At 62.5% G+C, this 16,222-nt stretch carries 21 protein-coding genes; 13 read left to right on the top strand and 8 right to left on the bottom strand.

Annotated features, from left to right (window positions below; all coding sequences use genetic code 11):
• Window positions 1–21 precede the first annotated feature (21 nt).
• Both SJ05684_RS08760 and SJ05684_RS08755 read left to right on the top strand, forming a co-directional pair.
• Complete coding sequence (locus SJ05684_RS08760; protein ID WP_034858357.1) at window positions 22–948, top strand: ABC transporter ATP-binding protein; 927 nt, start codon at window positions 22–24, stop codon at window positions 946–948.
• On the top strand, window positions 945–1,706 hold the full coding sequence (locus SJ05684_RS08755; protein ID WP_034858356.1) for an ABC transporter permease: 762 nt from the start codon (window positions 945–947) through the stop codon (window positions 1,704–1,706). The genes SJ05684_RS08760 and SJ05684_RS08755 overlap by 4 nt, the downstream gene beginning before the upstream one ends.
• Before the next feature lie 46 nt (window positions 1,707–1,752).
• Here the strand turns inward: SJ05684_RS08755 and SJ05684_RS08750 are convergent, their stop codons facing one another.
• Entirely contained in the window at window positions 1,753–2,469 is a 717-nt protein-coding gene (locus SJ05684_RS08750) for a Crp/Fnr family transcriptional regulator (protein ID WP_034858353.1), read from the bottom strand.
• Between the two features lie 278 nt (window positions 2,470–2,747).
• Between SJ05684_RS08750 and SJ05684_RS08745 the strand changes: the two genes are divergently transcribed.
• On the top strand, window positions 2,748–2,972 hold the full coding sequence (locus SJ05684_RS08745; protein ID WP_034858351.1) for a hypothetical protein: 225 nt from the start codon (window positions 2,748–2,750) through the stop codon (window positions 2,970–2,972).
• 24 nt (window positions 2,973–2,996) lie between these two features.
• Here SJ05684_RS08745 and SJ05684_RS08740 read toward each other — a convergent pair whose 3' ends face one another.
• The 3 genes from SJ05684_RS08740 to SJ05684_RS08730 are packed head-to-tail and all read right to left on the bottom strand — an operon-like array spanning window position 2,997 to window position 4,751.
• Window positions 2,997–3,698 (bottom strand): retropepsin-like aspartic protease family protein, encoded by a 702-nt coding sequence (locus SJ05684_RS08740; RefSeq protein ID WP_034858350.1) that lies wholly within the window; start codon window positions 3,696–3,698, stop codon window positions 2,997–2,999.
• Window positions 3,695–3,916 carry a DUF1289 domain-containing protein gene (locus tag SJ05684_RS08735; protein WP_034858349.1) on the bottom strand — a complete coding sequence of 74 codons (222 nt, stop codon included), beginning with the start codon at window positions 3,914–3,916 and terminating at the stop codon, window positions 3,695–3,697. The genes SJ05684_RS08740 and SJ05684_RS08735 overlap by 4 nt, the downstream gene beginning before the upstream one ends.
• Before the next feature lie 46 nt (window positions 3,917–3,962).
• Entirely contained in the window at window positions 3,963–4,751 is a 789-nt protein-coding gene (locus SJ05684_RS08730) for an adenosylcobinamide-GDP ribazoletransferase (RefSeq protein ID WP_034858346.1), read from the bottom strand.
• 155 nt (window positions 4,752–4,906) lie between these two features.
• Between SJ05684_RS08730 and cobT the strand changes: the two genes are divergently transcribed.
• The 3 genes from cobT to SJ05684_RS08715 all read left to right on the top strand — a co-directional run bounded on the left by cobT (window position 4,907) and on the right by SJ05684_RS08715 (window position 7,509).
• Entirely contained in the window at window positions 4,907–5,923 is a 1,017-nt protein-coding gene (gene cobT / locus SJ05684_RS08725) for a nicotinate-nucleotide--dimethylbenzimidazole phosphoribosyltransferase (RefSeq protein WP_034858345.1), read from the top strand.
• Between the two features lie 173 nt (window positions 5,924–6,096).
• On the top strand, window positions 6,097–6,510 hold the full coding sequence (locus tag SJ05684_RS08720; protein ID WP_034858343.1) for a diacylglycerol kinase: 414 nt from the start codon (window positions 6,097–6,099) through the stop codon (window positions 6,508–6,510).
• Window positions 6,511–6,861: 351 nt separating this feature from the next.
• The gene (locus tag SJ05684_RS08715; RefSeq protein WP_034858382.1) at window positions 6,862–7,509 is read left to right on the top strand and encodes a dihydrofolate reductase family protein; all 648 of its coding nucleotides are present in this window, start codon (window positions 6,862–6,864) and stop codon (window positions 7,507–7,509) included.
• A gap of 104 nt (window positions 7,510–7,613) precedes the next feature.
• On the opposite strand, the gene SJ05684_RS08710 is transcribed toward SJ05684_RS08715, so the two are convergent.
• Window positions 7,614–9,149 (bottom strand): sensor histidine kinase, encoded by a 1,536-nt coding sequence (locus tag SJ05684_RS08710; RefSeq protein WP_034858341.1) that lies wholly within the window; start codon window positions 9,147–9,149, stop codon window positions 7,614–7,616.
• Between the two features lie 115 nt (window positions 9,150–9,264).
• Between SJ05684_RS08710 and SJ05684_RS08705 the strand changes: the two genes are divergently transcribed.
• The 3 genes from SJ05684_RS08705 to SJ05684_RS08695 all read left to right on the top strand — a co-directional run bounded on the left by SJ05684_RS08705 (window position 9,265) and on the right by SJ05684_RS08695 (window position 11,204).
• Window positions 9,265–10,023, top strand: a complete 759-nt coding sequence (locus tag SJ05684_RS08705) for a thermonuclease family protein (protein WP_374188720.1) — start codon at window positions 9,265–9,267, stop codon at window positions 10,021–10,023.
• The gene (locus tag SJ05684_RS08700) at window positions 10,013–10,651 is read left to right on the top strand and encodes a uracil-DNA glycosylase family protein (RefSeq protein WP_034858339.1); all 639 of its coding nucleotides are present in this window, start codon (window positions 10,013–10,015) and stop codon (window positions 10,649–10,651) included. The genes SJ05684_RS08705 and SJ05684_RS08700 overlap by 11 nt, the downstream gene beginning before the upstream one ends.
• A gap of 64 nt (window positions 10,652–10,715) precedes the next feature.
• Complete coding sequence (locus SJ05684_RS08695; protein WP_034858338.1) at window positions 10,716–11,204, top strand: Lrp/AsnC family transcriptional regulator; 489 nt, start codon at window positions 10,716–10,718, stop codon at window positions 11,202–11,204.
• 88 nt (window positions 11,205–11,292) lie between these two features.
• Here SJ05684_RS08695 and SJ05684_RS08690 read toward each other — a convergent pair whose 3' ends face one another.
• Window positions 11,293–11,991 (bottom strand): DNA alkylation repair protein, encoded by a 699-nt coding sequence (locus tag SJ05684_RS08690; protein ID WP_034858337.1) that lies wholly within the window; start codon window positions 11,989–11,991, stop codon window positions 11,293–11,295.
• The gene (locus tag SJ05684_RS08685) at window positions 11,988–12,857 is read right to left on the bottom strand and encodes an NAD(P)-dependent oxidoreductase (protein ID WP_034858336.1); all 870 of its coding nucleotides are present in this window, start codon (window positions 12,855–12,857) and stop codon (window positions 11,988–11,990) included. The genes SJ05684_RS08690 and SJ05684_RS08685 overlap by 4 nt, the downstream gene beginning before the upstream one ends.
• A 174-nt stretch (window positions 12,858–13,031) precedes the next feature.
• Between SJ05684_RS08685 and SJ05684_RS08680 the strand changes: the two genes are divergently transcribed.
• From SJ05684_RS08680 to SJ05684_RS08665, 4 genes are all read left to right on the top strand, one after another.
• On the top strand, window positions 13,032–13,505 hold the full coding sequence (locus SJ05684_RS08680) for a VOC family protein (RefSeq protein WP_034858335.1): 474 nt from the start codon (window positions 13,032–13,034) through the stop codon (window positions 13,503–13,505).
• A gap of 63 nt (window positions 13,506–13,568) precedes the next feature.
• Entirely contained in the window at window positions 13,569–14,438 is an 870-nt protein-coding gene (locus SJ05684_RS08675) for a helix-turn-helix domain-containing protein (RefSeq protein ID WP_050980165.1), read from the top strand.
• A gap of 71 nt (window positions 14,439–14,509) precedes the next feature.
• On the top strand, window positions 14,510–14,920 hold the full coding sequence (locus tag SJ05684_RS08670; protein ID WP_034858333.1) for a VOC family protein: 411 nt from the start codon (window positions 14,510–14,512) through the stop codon (window positions 14,918–14,920).
• 3 nt (window positions 14,921–14,923) lie between these two features.
• Window positions 14,924–15,274: a VOC family protein gene (locus SJ05684_RS08665; RefSeq protein WP_034858332.1), complete on the top strand. Its 351-nt coding sequence runs from the start codon at window positions 14,924–14,926 to the stop codon at window positions 15,272–15,274.
• A gap of 167 nt (window positions 15,275–15,441) precedes the next feature.
• Here the strand turns inward: SJ05684_RS08665 and SJ05684_RS08660 are convergent, their stop codons facing one another.
• Window positions 15,442–16,215, bottom strand: coding sequence for a hypothetical protein (locus SJ05684_RS08660; RefSeq protein WP_050980164.1), 774 nt, complete (start codon window positions 16,213–16,215; stop codon window positions 15,442–15,444).
• Between the last annotated feature and the right edge of the window lie 7 nt (window positions 16,216–16,222).

Here is a 16,222-nt window from a genome sequence, read left to right as displayed (position 1 = left end):
CACCGTTTCCGGATCCGTTTCATGGCGCCTATTGTTTCCGTTTCGAACCTTTCGAAAACCTATGCTTCCGGCTTTCAGGCGCTGAAAGGCGTCAGCCTCGACATTGAAGAGGGTGAAATTCTGGCTTTGCTCGGACCGAACGGTGCCGGCAAGACGACCCTGATCTCGATCATCTGCGGCATCGTCAATCCAAGCGGAGGCAAGGTGGCCGTCAATGGCTTCGATGTGGTGCGCGACTTCCGCCAGACGCGGGCGATGATCGGGCTGGTGCCGCAGGAATTGACGACGGACGCCTTCGAGACCGTATGGAACACCGTTTCCTTCTCGCGCGGGCTCCACGGCAAGAAGCCCGATCCCGTCCATATCGAAAAGGTGCTGAAGGATCTGTCGCTATGGGACAAGAAGGACAACATGCTGCGCGAACTCTCGGGCGGCATGAAGCGGCGCGTGCTGATCGCCAAGGCGCTGTCGCACGAGCCGCGCGTGCTCTTCCTAGACGAGCCGACCGCCGGCGTCGACGTCAGCCTGCGCAAGAGCATGTGGGAGGTCGTGGAAAGGTTGCGTGCCTCGGGCGTGACCATCATTCTGACGACGCACTACATCGAGGAGGCGGAGGAGATCGCCGACCGCATCGCGGTCATCAATGGTGGCGAGATCCTGCTGGTGGAAGAGAAGGCGGCGCTGATGACGAAGCTCGGCCGCAAGCAATTGCGGGTCGATCTCGCGCAGCCGATCGACGAGGTCCCCGAAACGCTGTCGTCCTACAGTCTATCGCTCCGGGAAAATGGACAGTGCCTGATCTACGACTATGACACCAGCGCCGAGCGGACCGGAATCACCGCCTTGCTGGCGGCGCTTTCGGAGGCCGGCATCAGGCTCCGGGATATTTCGACGCGCCAGAGTTCGCTCGAGGATATTTTCGTGGAGATCGTGGAGGCGGGGCAATGAATTTCGAGGCGGTCAAGTCCATCTATTTCTTCGAGATGGCGCGAACGCGCCGCACGCTGCTGCAGAGCGTGGTGTCGCCGGTCATTTCCACATCGCTCTATTTCATCGTCTTCGGTGCCGCGATCGGGGAACGGATCCAGCAGATCGACGGCGTCTCCTACGGGGCCTTCATCACGCCCGGCCTGATGATGCTGACGCTCCTCACTCAATGCGTCGGCAACGGTTCCTTCGGCATCTATTTCCCCAAATTCACCGGCACGATCTACGAGGTCCTGTCCTCGCCGATCTCCATGATCGAAATCGTGCTCGGTTATGTCGGAGCGGCGGCTACCAAGGGGCTGATGATCGGCACGATCATTCTTGCGACTGCATCCCTCTTCGTCGACCTCAGTATCGCCCATCCGTTCGCCATGCTGTTTTTCTTCGTGCTGACGGCGATAACCTTCAGCCTCTTCGGCTTCATCATCGGCATCTGGGCGAAGGATTTCGAGCAGTTGAACCTCATCCCGATGCTGGTCGTGCCGCCGCTCGTCTTTCTCGGCGGCAGCTTCTACTCGATCGACATGCTGCCGCCCTTCTGGCAGGCCGTCAGCCACTTGAACCCGGTGCTCTACCTCATCAGTGGCTTCCGCTGGAGCTTTTTCGAAGTCTCCGACGTCAGCCCGCTCGCGAGCGCGGCGATCATTCTCACGTTCCTGGCGCTTTGCCTATCGGTTCTGACCTGGATCTTCCGGACGGGCTACAGGCTCAGGAGTTGAGGGCTGCCAATGCGGTGGGCCACGGGATCACGCGCCGATCTTCTCTTTAGAAGAGCCCGGTCATGAGCCGCCGGTATTCCGCTTCCGGCTTGCCGTAGGCGTCCCGTGCGAATTCTTCGAGGGCCGGACGGTTCCGGATGATGATTTGCCCCCGCAAAGAGCGAATGAAGCCGTTTCCCTCAAGAATGTGCAATGATGTCGTGACACTCGGGCGGCGGACCGCCAGCATCAGCGAGATGAATTCGTGCGTGAGCGGGATCTGGTCGCCGGGCACCCGGTCGTGGCACATGAGTATCCAGCGGGCGAGCCTCTCATCGACTCCATGCACCGCGTTTGAGATCGCCGTGTAAGTGAGCTGGATCGAGAAGGCCTCAATGGACCGGATCATCACACGATTGAAGTTCCTGTTGTGCTCTATTCCCCGGCGGAACGATGCGAAATCCATCCTGTAGGCATCCCCTCCAATTTGCATGATCACATCATGCATGCTGAGCTCCACGCCTGTGGCAGCGGAGGTCGGAACATATCCTTCGCTGCCGAAGATGCCGGCCTCGGCCTTGTTGCCCTCGGGCGTGGTGGCAACAAGCGAGCCAATTCCGGAAGTGAGATAGTAGATATGATCGATGGGTTCACCCGCCTTTGCCAGAAGCGTTCCGCGCGGCAGATCGACATATTCGAGATCGGATGCGATCTGGCTGTAGTCGCCCGCGGGAAGCATTGCCAACAGCTGATTGCGCGTTGGGCTCGGGAAAGACAGAGCCATCAGTTTTGCCCCTTCTGGAGCGAGGACCAGTTGCTCCTCTATCGCCCGCGGCTGGTCGCGAGGCGATGTTTCACAATAGCATGATTGCGGGTCGCCGCCGATCCCTTGCAACCGGGCTGCAGTTGCAGCTCCTGATCGACGGCCTTTCCATGATCACGATGCCGGTTCGTACGGTATTTGACGCTTGATGCGAGAAACTCCTGAAAGACTCGCCATTTTGCCGAAGCGGCGTAGAGTGACCGTGCTACCAGCCCGGTAGCGGCCCATAAGGAGATGGGATGATAGCCGCTCAAGATTTCACGTTCGATCCGATCGGTCCCAGTGAGCTCGAGCTGATCGATAAAATTTTCCAGGTGGAACTGCAGGTGCGGACGATCTCACGCGAGTGCGATGAAGCCGAAACGCTCGCTGCAAGGCTGATCCACGCCTATCAGTGTGGAGTTCGCAACGCCGATGCTTTGGGCGCCCTGGCGAGGTCGACCCGTCACCACCGCACCGGCTAATTGTGACCCCTACAGCCGTTGGCATCAGTCCCTCAGCCGCAACTCGTCACTTCGCATTTGCAGGAAGTCGAGACTGGAGAGGAAGCTCATGCCGAGCAGGCTGCGGTCGAGCCTGCCCTCGGACGCCACCATGGCGCGGACATTCCTTCGCACGATCGGGCCGATCGCGACTTCCGACAGAACCACCGGGGCGGCACGCGCAGGTCCGTTCGCCGTCATCACCGTGACCGTATAGGCGAGATTTTCCGGATCGAGGCCGATCCTTTCGGCGTCCCGGTAGGTGAGCGCGATGCTGCTTGCACCGGTGTCGACGATCATGTTGACGGGTTCGCCGTTGACCGTCGTGTCGGCCTGGAAATGGCCGTCGATGCGCTTCTGGAGAACGACTTCAACCTGGTCCTCGCTGTCCGTGACCACCATGGTCCGGCCGGGGATCAGGCCGGACAGAACCCGATCGCCGAAGGACTGCAGCTCGAAGCGGTAGACATAGGCCGAGACGAGCGCCAGGATGATGAGGATCCAGATGGCTATCAGGCGCATCGCCTCGCCGAAGTGCTGCCGGCCGCGCAGCACGGCGGCGCTGAGCAGCGTCGCCAGAGCCGCCAAGGCAACAAGCCGGCCGAAGTCGTCATTGTTCATGCCAAGCGTCTGGCCGCTATCGTGATTGAAGATCAGGAGGGCGAGGCCGATGGCCAGGATGGCCAGCAGAAGTGTCAGACGGTTCATGCGCCGTTTCGTTCCCGCGCCAGCCGCGAGCGGCGCGTTTCGCGCCGCGGCTTGCGCTCCACGGTTTCCAGTCGCGCCGGGAGCGTCTGCATGATGCCGTGCCGCTCGGCGTCGGTATAGAGCGTCCAGGAGCCGATTTCGTCGCGCGTGCGTCCGCAGCCGAAGCAGTAGCCGGTTCTGTCGTCGATTGCGCAGACGAGAATGCAGGGAGATTCCATGGCCTTGGCTTGCTCTCCTTCGTTTCCTTGAAATTATATCAGTGTTTCAGATCGCCAGCGCAAGAGCGCCGAGAAGAACGATCTCCGCCAATTGCTGGGTGGCGCCGATCGTGTCGCCGGTATGGCCGCCGAGCTTGCGCGCCACGATCCTGCCGAAGGCGGGCACGACGAGGGCGAAAGCGGCAAGCGCAAGCAGTACCGCCAAGAACGGAATGCCGGCTGCGAAATACATCGGAAGAGCGAAAACCGGTCCGGAGCCGAGCGCCATTGCTGTTGCCTGCGCTTCGGGAATGCCGGCCGAGGCGGCAACGCCGTCGCGTCGCGCGGGCGGCAGGCGCGACCAGTGCCAGACCATGGCCGTGCGGCTGAGCGCGGCGGTGCCGAGGAGCGCAAGCGCCGCCCCGCTGGGCGACAGCAGCGGCAGGAAGGAGGCAAGCGCCGAGACGCGAAGGCCGAAGGAGAGGATGAGCGCCACCGCGCCATAGGTGCCGACCCGACTGTCCTTCATGATCGCCAATGCGCTTTCCCGATCGCGGCCGCCGCCGAGGCCATCGGCCGTATCTCCAAGCCCGTCCTCATGCAGCGCCCCGGTGACGAGCACCTGAACGCCGACGAGGAGGAACGCCGCAAAGAGGGCGTTTGCCTGCAGCAATACCAGCACTGCTGCGACAAGGGCAGCAGGGAGGGCGATCAGCATTCCGGCAAGCGGGAAGGTTCTCACAGCGCGGCCCAGCCGGCCGTCGTGCCCGACGAAATGGCGGTTCGGCATCGGCACACGGCTCAAGAAGGCCAATGCTCGTGCCAAGTCGTCGCAAAGGTCGCCAAGTCTGGTCATTGCCCCTCCCAGGGACCCGTCGGATCGTGCCGAATCGCCCGTCCTTTGCCGGATCATGCTCCGGCGACGGCGTCTGGCGCAAATGCCGTTGCCGGAAAAGCCCGGAGCCTCTATGAGGTGCGCCTGACATAGCTTCGGACATGCAAGGATTCCACATGAGTGCCAGCGGCCTGCCGTTTGATGATTTCCGCGAATTGTTGCGCAACCTGCCGGGACCGGACACGACGGCGCTCGTGGCGGCGCGCGAGCGGGATGCGCAGCTGACGAAACCGCCGGGCGCGCTTGGTCGACTCGAGGAAATCGCCTTCTGGCTCGCCGCCTGGACGGGCCGTTCCCCGGCCGTCAATCGGCCGCTGGTCGCGATCTTTGCCGGCAATCACGGCGTCACAAGGCAGGGCGTGACGCCGTTTCCGTCATCCGTGACGGCGCAGATGGTCGAGAATTTCGCTGCCGGCGGCGCGGCCATCAATCAGATCTGCATCAGTCATGATCTCGGTTTGAAGGTCTTCGACCTGGCGCTGGAATATCCGACCGGTGACATCACCGAAGAGGCGGCGCTTTCCGAGCGCGATTGCGCCGCGACCATGGCCTTCGGCATGGAGGCGATCGCCGGCGGCACGGACCTGCTTTGCATCGGCGAGATGGGCATCGGCAACACGACGATTGCCGCCGCCATCAATCTCGGCCTCTATGGTGGCAGTGCGGAGGAGTGGGTGGGACCGGGTACCGGCTCGGACGGAGAGATCCTGCAGCGCAAGGTCGCGGCGGTCGAGAGGGCTGTGGCACTCCACCGCGACCATCTCTCCGATCCGCTCGAACTGTTGCGCCGGCTCGGCGGACGGGAGATCGCGGCCATGGCGGGCGCCATCCTCGCCGCGCGCATGCAGAAGGTTCCGGTGATCATCGACGGCTATGTCGCCACGGCCGCGGCGGCCGTCCTCAAGGCGGCCAACCCGTCGGCGCTCGACCATTGCCTGATCGGCCATGTGTCGGCGGAACCCGGGCACATCCGCGCCATCGAGAAACTCGGCAAGACGCCGCTGCTCGCGCTCGGCATGCGGCTTGGCGAGGGCACGGGCGCGGCACTCGCCGCCGGCATCGTCAAGGCGGCTGCGGCTTGCCATGGCGGCATGGCGACCTTCGCGCAGGCCGGCGTCAGCAACAAGAGCTGACATCCGGGCGTTTCTGTCGATCGGCTGTCGGCCATGCTATGCTGGCCACCCGGATGGCTTGATGCGAGGCGCCTTCTCGCCTATCCGGGAGCGGCACCGACCAGGAGAATGCCGCCTCGCATTCATTCATCGGAAGGTTCTGACCCCAGAGTTTTGAAGCTCGTCGAGACGAAATGGACGCCAAGAATACCACCCCCCAGAGCGGCCCGACCGGCCGCGTTCACAAGCACACCGGCGTCCGGCATCTCTTTGCCGCGGCCAGCTATTCGCTCGGCGGCGCGAAGCGGCTGATCGGCGAGGCGGCCTTCCGGCACGAGCTCATCGCCTTTGCCGCTGCCATGGTCGCTTTCGTCATCGCCGGTGCGAATCTCTTTCAATACGTCGCGATGGCGATCCTGTTCCTGCTGATGATGGCCTTCGAGGCGATCAATACGGCAATCGAGGAGATCGTCGACCGCGTTTCGCCCGAAATCTCGGAAATGGGCAAGCACGCCAAGGACCTCGGCTCCTTCGCCTGCCTCTGTCTGATCGTGGCCAATGCCACCTATGCCTTTTACGTGGTGTTTTTGGCTCGGCTCCTGGGCTGACATGGCGCCTGCAGCAGCGAGGCGGCTCCTCCGAAGGCATTCGCTTTGAGCTCGTTAGGGGTCGCGTCGAGGCGCTGGCGACGCAGGCGGACGGCCGATCCGCAGTTTCGAAGAATTACACCCACCTTTGCGCGTTTGAAAAGACGCGGCGCGCTGTGTGGGACCGGGGACCGGAAACCTAATCAAAAAGTACGTCCCGTTTGCCGCGCGGCTGAAGCCGCACTGGCGAAGCCTTGATGCTTCCTGGGGAGTGTCGCGCGGCGAGGCAACACGCAACTGAAATTCCGATTGCGATTTGCCACCAGTTTTGGTAACCCAAAACTGGTTGCAAAATGAATGCAGAGGCTGTCAATGCCCAAGGTGATCGTTTCGGGACTTTCTGTTTCGATAGACGGGTTTGCTGCCGGTCCGCAACAAAGCCTTCATGACCCGCTCGGGATCAGGGGGCTCGAACTGCATGAATGGTTCTTCGAAAACAAGCAAAACCCGGCCATGACTGGGGCGACGGCCATTTCTGCACAAGTAGATGAGCGCGTTGCGCAAAGGGCAATGGATGGATTCGGTTCGTTTGTTCTGGGGAGGAACATGTTCGGTCCGAACCGGGGAGAATGGGGTGATGACAGCTGGAAGGGGTGGTGGGGTGACGATCCACCCTGGCGCGCGCCGACCTTCATCCTCACACACTTCCCGCGCCCTCCGATCGAAATGGAAGGCGGCACCACGTTCTATTTTGTCACCACCGGAATATTCGAAGCCCTGGAACGAGCGAAAAAGGCCGCTGGAGCAAAGAATGTAAAAATCGGGGGCGGGGTCTCAACGGTTCGCCAGTATGTAAAGGCCGGTCTGGTTGACGAACTACAGCTTTCAATCTCGCCTACTTTCCTTGGGCAAGGTGAATCCTTGTTTCCAGGACTAGATTTTCCCGCGCTAGGATTCTCGATCGTCGAACGGGCAATTGGAGCCCATGCAATGCATATAACTCTTTCAAAGAACTGTTGAAGTTAATCTCGCTTTGCGCGTCTCATAAGACGCGCGGCGCTGTAGGACGTATGAGCAAACATCCCGCTCCGCTTCAGTCAACAGAATTGTTTCCATTTAAGGCTCTACGCGAAGCTCCTGCGCCGGCGGGCGGGCGCGGGGGCGTCCTCGACCGGCGGCAGACTCTGCAGCACGCGGCGAGGCGGCAGTATGGCGATCGCCTCGGTGCCTTCGCGAAGCCTGGAGCGAAGGATGAACTGGCCGTTGTGCTTGGCGAGGATCGCCTGAACGATCGGCAGGCCGAGGCCTGTGCCCTGCTCGGCGCTCTTGATTGCGATGGAGCCTTGCCCGAAGGCGGAGAGGACGATCGGGATTTCCTCCTCGGGAATGCCGGGACCGTTGTCCTTGATCGAGATGTACTGGCCGCCGCCGGCGGTCCAGCCACTCTTGACGGTGATCTCGCCGCCGGCGGGCGTGAACTTCACCGCATTCGACAGGAGGTTCAGCGTCACCTGGCGCATCGCCTTTTCATCGATCCAGACGGAGGGCATGCCCTGCTCGAACTGCTCGCTGATCGTGATGTTCTTTCCGCGCGCGCGCAGTTGCACCATGCCGATGCAGTCTTCGGCGATCTCGACCAGGTTCACCGCCTCCTCATTGAGCTCGTACTTGCCGGCCTCGATCCGGGACAGGTCGAGGATCTCGTTGATGAGGTTCAAGAGATGTTCGCCCGAGCGGTGGATATCGACCGTGTATTCCTTGTAGGTCGGATTGTTGAGCGGCCCCAGAACCTCGCTCGACATGACCTCGGAGAAGCCGAGGATGGCGTTAAGCGGGGTGCGCAGCTCGTGCGACATGGATGCGAGAAAGCGGGACTTGGCGAGGTTGGCTTCTTCCGCCCGCCGGCGCGCCTCGTCCGACATCGATTTCGCCACCTCGAGCTCGGCGATCAGGTCGTCCTTTTCCGACTGCACCGAGAGGATATGGACGTTGGCGCGATTCATGCGACCGGTCATGAAGACGAGAAAGGCGAGCGACAGCGACAGCATGCCGGTCAGGCCGATATGGACAGGGTTGCCGCCGGTCAAAGAAGTGACGGCAAGTGCGACGATGACCGGCGTGAAGGTGTAGACCAGGGCATTGCGCAAGAGGAATGTGCCGATCGCCGTGGCTGCGAGCGCGATGAACAGACCCGTGCCCTGGAAAAGGGCGAAGCTGACGCCTCCGCAGGCGTCGCAGTCCCGAAGCGCGAAGATCGCCCAGCAGAACCCCATCAGGACTTGACCGCCGAGGAAGCGGCGGCGCCAGGTTGTGACCTTCTCGGTTCCGATATTGTCGCGCTTGGCCTTGCGCGCCAGGAAGACGGTGACCGCGTGGGCCGAAAGCGCCATCAGCGCCCATAAGAGAATGCTTCTGTCACCCGAAAGATAGATGCCGGTGGCCGCGATCAGGACGATGAGCACCGGAAGGGCGATCGCTCCGTAAAGGACGGAGTCGATGTGGAGCAGGAGCATTTCGCGGTCGAAGCCGGAGGGTGCGGACGAACCGGTCTGCAGCCGTTGCCGCGTCGCGCGAACGGTTCTCGAAACCGTCTTGTTTCGATGGGCGCGCGATTTGTCGACGATGATCTTATCGGTCGATGTGCTGACGGCGATGCTCATGCTCGGATTCGAGGATTGCGTGTGGCTTGCAGTCTAGGGCGCAATCCTTAAGAAGTTGCTGCCCGGTATGAAGGATTCGAAAACCATTGTGGCGCGATTGCGTTTTCGGCTCGGCATGGAGAATGGCGATGACGGTGCGGAACGAGGAGGCCTTCGCTTGAGGATAGGACGCGGCAGGTTCGGCGCGGTGGGCAGCCCCAGGCGAAATCCCGGCCGGCGCTTCGACTTCGGCCGTTCGGCGGGCCGGACCGGGCGCAGCCGGGATCCGCAAGGACGCGGCAGCCTGATCGGCGGCTGGCTGTTCCTCCTTGTGTTGAGTATCGGCGCCTATTTCGCCTCCCGTCTCCCGCCGCCGGAAAAGCCCATGACCGGAGAACTGCAGGGTGCGGCCATCGCGAGCGATGGCGACAGCCTGCGGCTCGACGGCCGGCGCGTTCGGATCGAGGGCATCGACGCGCCGGAGATCGGCCAGAGCTGCCGGCGCGGGGAGGATGCCTGGGACTGCGGCGCGGAGGCGCGCCGGCGGCTGGCGTCATTGGTCGAAGGCGCAACAACGCGCTGCCGCCTGCATGGGCGCGATCGCTATGGCCGCGAGCTCGGCATCTGCGAAAGCGGAGGACGCGACGTCGGCCGAGCAATGGTTCTCTCGGGCCTGGCGGTCAGCTATGGCCTTTACCGCGCAGAGGAAGAGACGGCACGAGAGCGGCAGGCCGGGTTGTGGAGCGGGGATTTCGTCCGGCCGCAGGAATGGCGCCGCACCAATGGCGAACCGGCGGAGACGCCGCACCGCGCCGGCGATTTGCTGGAACTCATCGCGCAATGGATCGAGAATGAAGTCCGCATGATGGCAGAGAGGATCATCGGTGGCGGATAGCGTAGAGGATCGGCTGCAGGCGTTGCGCGCCGCTATCGCCGCCTGCCGAGTCTGCCGGGACGACCCAGCGCGGGGCCTCGCGCATCGGCTGCCGCATGAACCGCGGCCGGTGACCGTCCTTTCTGCCTCCGCGCGCATCCTGATTGCCGGCCAGGCACCCGGCCTTCGGGTGCATGAATCCGGCCTGCCTTTCAACGACGCCTCCGGCGACCGGCTGCGGCAATGGCTCGCCGTCGATCGCGCCGCCTTTTACGCCCCGCAGAATTTCGCGATCGTGCCGATGGGGTTCTGCTTTCCGGGCTATGACAGCCATGGTAGCGATCTGCCGCCGCGCGGCGAGTGTGCGCCGCTCTGGCGGCGGCGGGTGGTGGAGGCGATGCCGCAGATCGAATTGGTGCTTGCCGTCGGCCATTACGCGCAGCGCTGGCATCTCGGGCCCGACTGTCCGAAATCGATGAGCGAGACCGTCGGCAACTGGCAGCATTACGTCCGGCGCAATTCGGGCAGCGCCATATTGCCGCTGCCGCATCCGAGCTGGCGCAATACGGGCTGGTTGCGCCGAAATCCCTGGTTCGAGGCCGACCTGCTGCCCTTCCTGCGCGAGCGGGTGAGGGCGCTCATCGCCTGAAACAATTTTCTTTATCTTCACCAATTTCGCGCTATAGAAGGAAAAATATTCGAGAGGATTTTCCATGGACCGTCTGGACCGCAAAATCCTGCGCCTTTTGCAGGAGGACTCGACTTTGGCCGTTGCCGACCTTGCCAAGAAGGTCGGTCTCTCGACGACCCCCTGCTGGCGTCGGATCCAGAAGATGGAAGAGGATGGCGTCATCCGCCGGCGCGTGGCGCTCCTCGATCCCGTGAAGGTCAATACGAAGGTCACGGTGTTCGTTTCGGTCCGCACCAATTCCCATTCCATGGAGTGGCTGCGCCGCTTCGCCGAAGTGGTCGCCGATTTTCCGGAAGTGGTGGAGTTCTACCGCATGAGCGGCGATGTGGACTACCTGCTGCGCGTGGTGGTTCCGGATATCGCGGCCTATGACGCCTTTTACAAGCGATTGATCGCGAAGATCGAGATCCGCGATGTCTCCTCTGCCTTCGCCATGGAGCAGATCAAATACACGACCCAATTGCCGCTCGACTACATGGTCATCGATCAGGCGAAGTCGGGCGAGGAATAGGTCATCCAAAGTTCAGGAGGCGCTGCAGGTTCTTTCGACAGTACCTTGATCTTGCTGGGACTTTCCGAACTCCAATCGCACGCGGAATTTACCTGGAGAGACGGAACCGACTTCGGGTCTTCTCGCTCGTCAGTTCCCGCACGGCATCCTTTCCGATCCATCGCGCCGTGCGATCTTCGCTTGCGGCGAGTTTTTCCGCGATTGCCAATGCAGGTCCATGGCAACCGGCGCTCCGCTTCCCGACCTGCCTCAGCGCCCAATTGACACTCTTCTTGACGAAGTTGCGCCCGTCACTGGCATGGGCCTCGATGAGTGGCAGCCAGGCAAGGATCGTGGCATCGGGCTCCTTCTTGCGGTGAACGGCGGCGGTGGCGATCATCGCAAAGGCAATGCGGCGAACGAATTCGCGCTCTTCGGCCGCGCATTCAGGGATCAGCACCTGTTCCAGCCGAGCGGCGACGAGAAGGCCGGCAAGCGTATCGACGACTTCCCAGGAGTTGCAATCGGCGACCCAGCGGCGCGCTTCGGGGAGCGCCATGGCGTCGGGACCGGCGGTATAGGCCGCAAGGATGCGCGCCTCGCGGATTCCGGATTGCCAGAGCTCGATCGCGCGGCTGTGATCTTTCTTCACCTGCCTGGCCATATGACGAAGGGCGACGCTCGAAACGCCAAGCGCCGCCCCCGTCTCGATGCCGAAGCGGGCCATGCCCGCAATATTTTCGGCCGAGCCGGCGGCGCGGAGATGAGCAATGATTTCTTCAGCCGAAGACGTCGGCGCGAGGGTCATTTTTCCAGGCGGGCAAGCAGGGACGACGTGTCCCAACGATTGCCGCCCAGCGCCTGGACATCCGCGTAGAACTGGTCGACCAGGGCCGTGACGGGAAGCTTGGCTCCGTTGCGCCGGGCTTCGGCCAGCACGATATCGAGGTCTTTGCGCATCCAGTCCACGGCGAAGCCGAAATCGTATTTGCCGGCATTCATCGTCTTGTGACGGTTCTCCATCTGCCAGGAGCCGGCCGCTCCCTTGGAGATGACCTCGATCACCTTCTCGATGTCGAGCCCCGCCTTCTTGCCGAAATGGATACCTTCGGCGAGCCCCTGGACGAGGCCGGCGATGCAGATCTGGTTGATCATCTTGGTCAGTTGGCCGGAGCCTGCAGGTCCCATCAGGCCGACCATGCGGGCATAGGCCTCGATGACGGGCTTTGCCTTTTCAAAGACCTCCTCATCGCCGCCGCACATCACCGTGAGTACGCCGTTCTCGGCGCCCGCCTGACCGCCGGAAACCGGTGCGTCGATGAAATGCGCGCCCTTGGCGCGCGCGGCGGCATCAAGCTCGCGGGCGACTTCGGCGGAGGCCGTCGTGTTGTCGATGAAGATTGCGCCGGCCCCGATCGTCTCGAAGGCACCATGGTCTCCGGTTGTGACCGACCGCAGGTCGTCGTCATTGCCGACACAGGCGAATATGAACTCCTGATCCTTGGCGGCTTCGGCAGGAGTCGCCGCCGCGCGTCCCCCGAATTCGGCCGCCCACCTTTCCGCCTTGGCGGCGGTGCGGTTGTAGACCGTCACCTCATGTCCGCCGCGGAGCTTGAGATGTCCGGCCATGGGGTATCCCATGACGCCGAGACCGAGGAATGCGACTTTGGCCATTTGCTGCTGACTCCAGATTGCTTTGACAGGATTCACGGGGCATGACCCTACTGCATGGTTCCTTGAATCGGAACCGAGAGAGACTTCCGGGGTGGAGAAAAACGGTTGGCAGCCTATCTCGGAGGGTAGCCATGAAAAACAAGTCCGAGGGTTTCACAGCGAAAGGAACGCGCAATGGCAAAGAATACGATTTGCCTCTGGTACGATAGGGATGCCGAGGCCGCCGCCCGCTTCTATTCCGAGATCTTTCCGGACAGCAGGGTGCATGCCGTGCACCGTGCACCCAGTGATTACCCCGGCGGCAAAGAGGGCGATGTGTTGACGGTCGAATTCACGGTGGCTGGCATTCCGTGTCTCGGCCTGAACGGCGGTCCCGTTTTCACACACAACGAAGCCTTCTCGTTCCAGATCGCCACCGACGATCAGGAGGAGACCGACCGCTACTGGAATGCCATCGTCGGCAATGGCGGCCAGGAGAGCGCGTGCGGCTGGTGCAAAGACAAGTGGGGGATTTCCTGGCAAATCACTCCGCGCGTACTGACCGACGCGATGGCGGCTGGCGGCGACGAAGCGAGGCGCGCCTTCGAGGCCATGATGACCATGAGGAAAATCGACGTCGCCGCGATCGAGGCGGCGCGCCGCGGTTGACGTTCCTTCGCGGCCTGCGGGCGAAATTGCCGCCAGCACTTTGCTAACCAAGGAGGGGCATGGATGCCGGCCGCAGCATCGGGCGTGCAGGTTAACATTCATCGTTCGGACGAGCATAGCTGGGCGCTCGTCACGCGCGCGCCCGATTCCCGGCTCACGCCCTACGTCATCGACTATTGCGGCTATCGCGAGCGGGCGCTGACGCCCATGCGCCGCCTCCAGCCGCCCTTCGCCGGCGTCCCGATGGTCGTGACCTTCGGCCCACCGATCGACATCATCAATGGCGATCTGCCGACAGAGCGAGGCGTTTTCCGCAGCTTCCTGGCCGGGCTGCACGACGTTCACGTCGTCACCGAATATGAAGGCGAGCAGATCGGTTTCCAGGTGAACTTCACTCTGCTCGGGGCCTTCCGGTTCCTCAACATCGCCATGTCCGACATTGCCAATCGCTGCGTCGGTCTCGGCGACCTGCTGGGTGATGCGGAGGCTGACCGGCTCGCGGGTTCGCTGCACGACGCGCGCGGCTGGGCGGCGCGGTTCGACCTGATGGACCGCTTCCTGCTGGACCGCCTTCACCGAGGCAGACCCATGTCGCCGGACATTGCCTGGGCGCTCAAAAGCCTGGAGGCAAGCCACGGTGCGCGCGAGATCGGCGCGCTCAGCCGCGATCTCGCTTGCAGCCGCAAGACACTGATACAGCGCTTCCATGCCCAGGTGGGTCTGAGCCCAAAGGCGGTCGCCGGCATCCTGCGCATCGCCCATGCGATCACGCACATCCGCGCGGTAGATCAGGAGGGGTGGGCCGATCTGGCCACCGGCTGCGGCTATTATGACCAGGCGCACTTCAACCGCGATTTCCGGCGTTATACGGGGCGCACCCCGAGCGAATTCCGCGCCTCCCTGCTTCCTGACGGTGGCGGCGTTGGCGGGTAAAATTCGTCCAAGACCGCCGCGGCTTGCGGCCTTAGTCTTCCCCATCTTCCATCCGATGATTGGAGAGTCCCATGGCAGACAAGGCAAAGATCGGCGCCCCTAACATCTTCCCCTGCTTGCGCTACGACGATGCGCCCGAGGCGATCGAATGGCTGAACAAGGCTTTCGGCTTCGAGAAGCAGTTCGTGGTGCCAGGCGAGAACAACACCGTCGCGCACGCGCAGCTCCGCCTCGGCCCAGGCATGATGATGACAGGCTCCGGCGGCAAGCCGGATCCGACGAACCCCTGGGCGACCGAGCGCTTCGGCATCTATGTCGTGGTGCCCGACATCGAGGCACACTATGCGCGTGCCAACGCCGCCGGTGCGAAGATCGAGCGAGTGCTCGCCGACACGGAGTACGGTTCACGCGAATACTCCGCGCGCGATTGCGACGGCAATCTCTGGAGCTTCGGCACCTATGACCCATATGCGGAGGCGTGATCGATGCAGGTCAAACGCATCATGGCCATCATCGCGGCCGAAGACGTTACGGCAGCCGAACGCTTCTACAAGGATATCCTCGACCTCGATGTTTTAATGGATCACGGCTGGATCAGGACCTACGGCTCATCCCGGACGATGAGCGTGCAGGTCAGTTTCGCGTCCGAAGGCGGGTCGGGCACGCCAGTGCCCGACCTCTCGATTGAAGTCGACGATCTCGACGCCGCCTTGCAGCGCATGAAGGAGGCCGGGGTCGCAATCGAGTATGGCCCCGCCAATGAACCCTGGGGAGTGCGCCGCTTCTTTGTGCGCGACCCTTTTGGGCGGCTCGTCAACATACTCATGCACAGCTAAGCAGGGTTCGGAAAAGCAGTCCCAAGGTTTCCGACACAGACCTGCGACAACACATCAATGGAGAGCCTGCTGCATGTCGTCTCCTTGAGTCGACCTCGATTCAAGGACGACAACACGCAGCAGTTCACGGTGCCACAGCGATCCCTGCTCGTCTGATACCCTGGCTCTCAGAACGACACGCTGCGGTTAGACCAGATCGGGCCGCGGCGTTCCTCTTCCTTGAGGCTGCCGGAGCCATAGGAGAAGCGGAGGCCGCCGAAAATCGTATTGGTGTCGCCGGAGAGTGTGTCCGTCAGGTCGACATTTGTGTACTTGTAACCCGCGAACAGGGTGACCGGCATCTGCTCGGGCCGGTAGTTCGCCGTGAGCTTCAGGCTCTGGACGTCCAGGTCGTCACCCCCGTCGGTTAGGCGATCGAGCGTACCGTCGATGTCAAAACGGACATTGTCGGTCGCGTACCAGCGCGCGCCGAGCGCACCCATGTAGTGATCGGCGTCGAGACCGCCCAGTTCGGCCTGGCCGTAGCCCGCCGCTCCCACGAGGGTCCAGGTGTCCTGGAAGAAGGCGCCCTCGACGCCGCCCATATAGTCCTTGATGTCCTCAGTCAGGCCGACATCGAATCGTGACGCTCCGAAGAAGGCGCCGGCCGCAAAGAGGCCGTCCCGATAGTAGCCGTGGAGGGCGCCGTCATATTTGTCGATATCGAGGTCTCCGATGCCGACGCGCGCATAGCCGAGATCGACCTGCAGGTTCATGCCGGAGCCGGCGTCGACATTGATCGCGCCTCTGAGTTCCCAGGCGTCCGCATCGACATCATCGACGCTGTTTGCGTAGGATCCCTCGACATATCCCGTAACACCGCCCGAGGCGACTTCGACGACGGGCTCGTGATAGGCGCCCCAACCGACAAGCGGCTGATCGACGTCGGCAGAGAATGCCACGTTGGAA

The organism is Sinorhizobium sojae CCBAU 05684, assembly GCF_002288525.1.
Lineage (GTDB): Bacteria > Pseudomonadota > Alphaproteobacteria > Rhizobiales > Rhizobiaceae > Sinorhizobium > Sinorhizobium sojae.
This window is presented reverse-complemented; position numbering and strand designations above follow the sequence as displayed.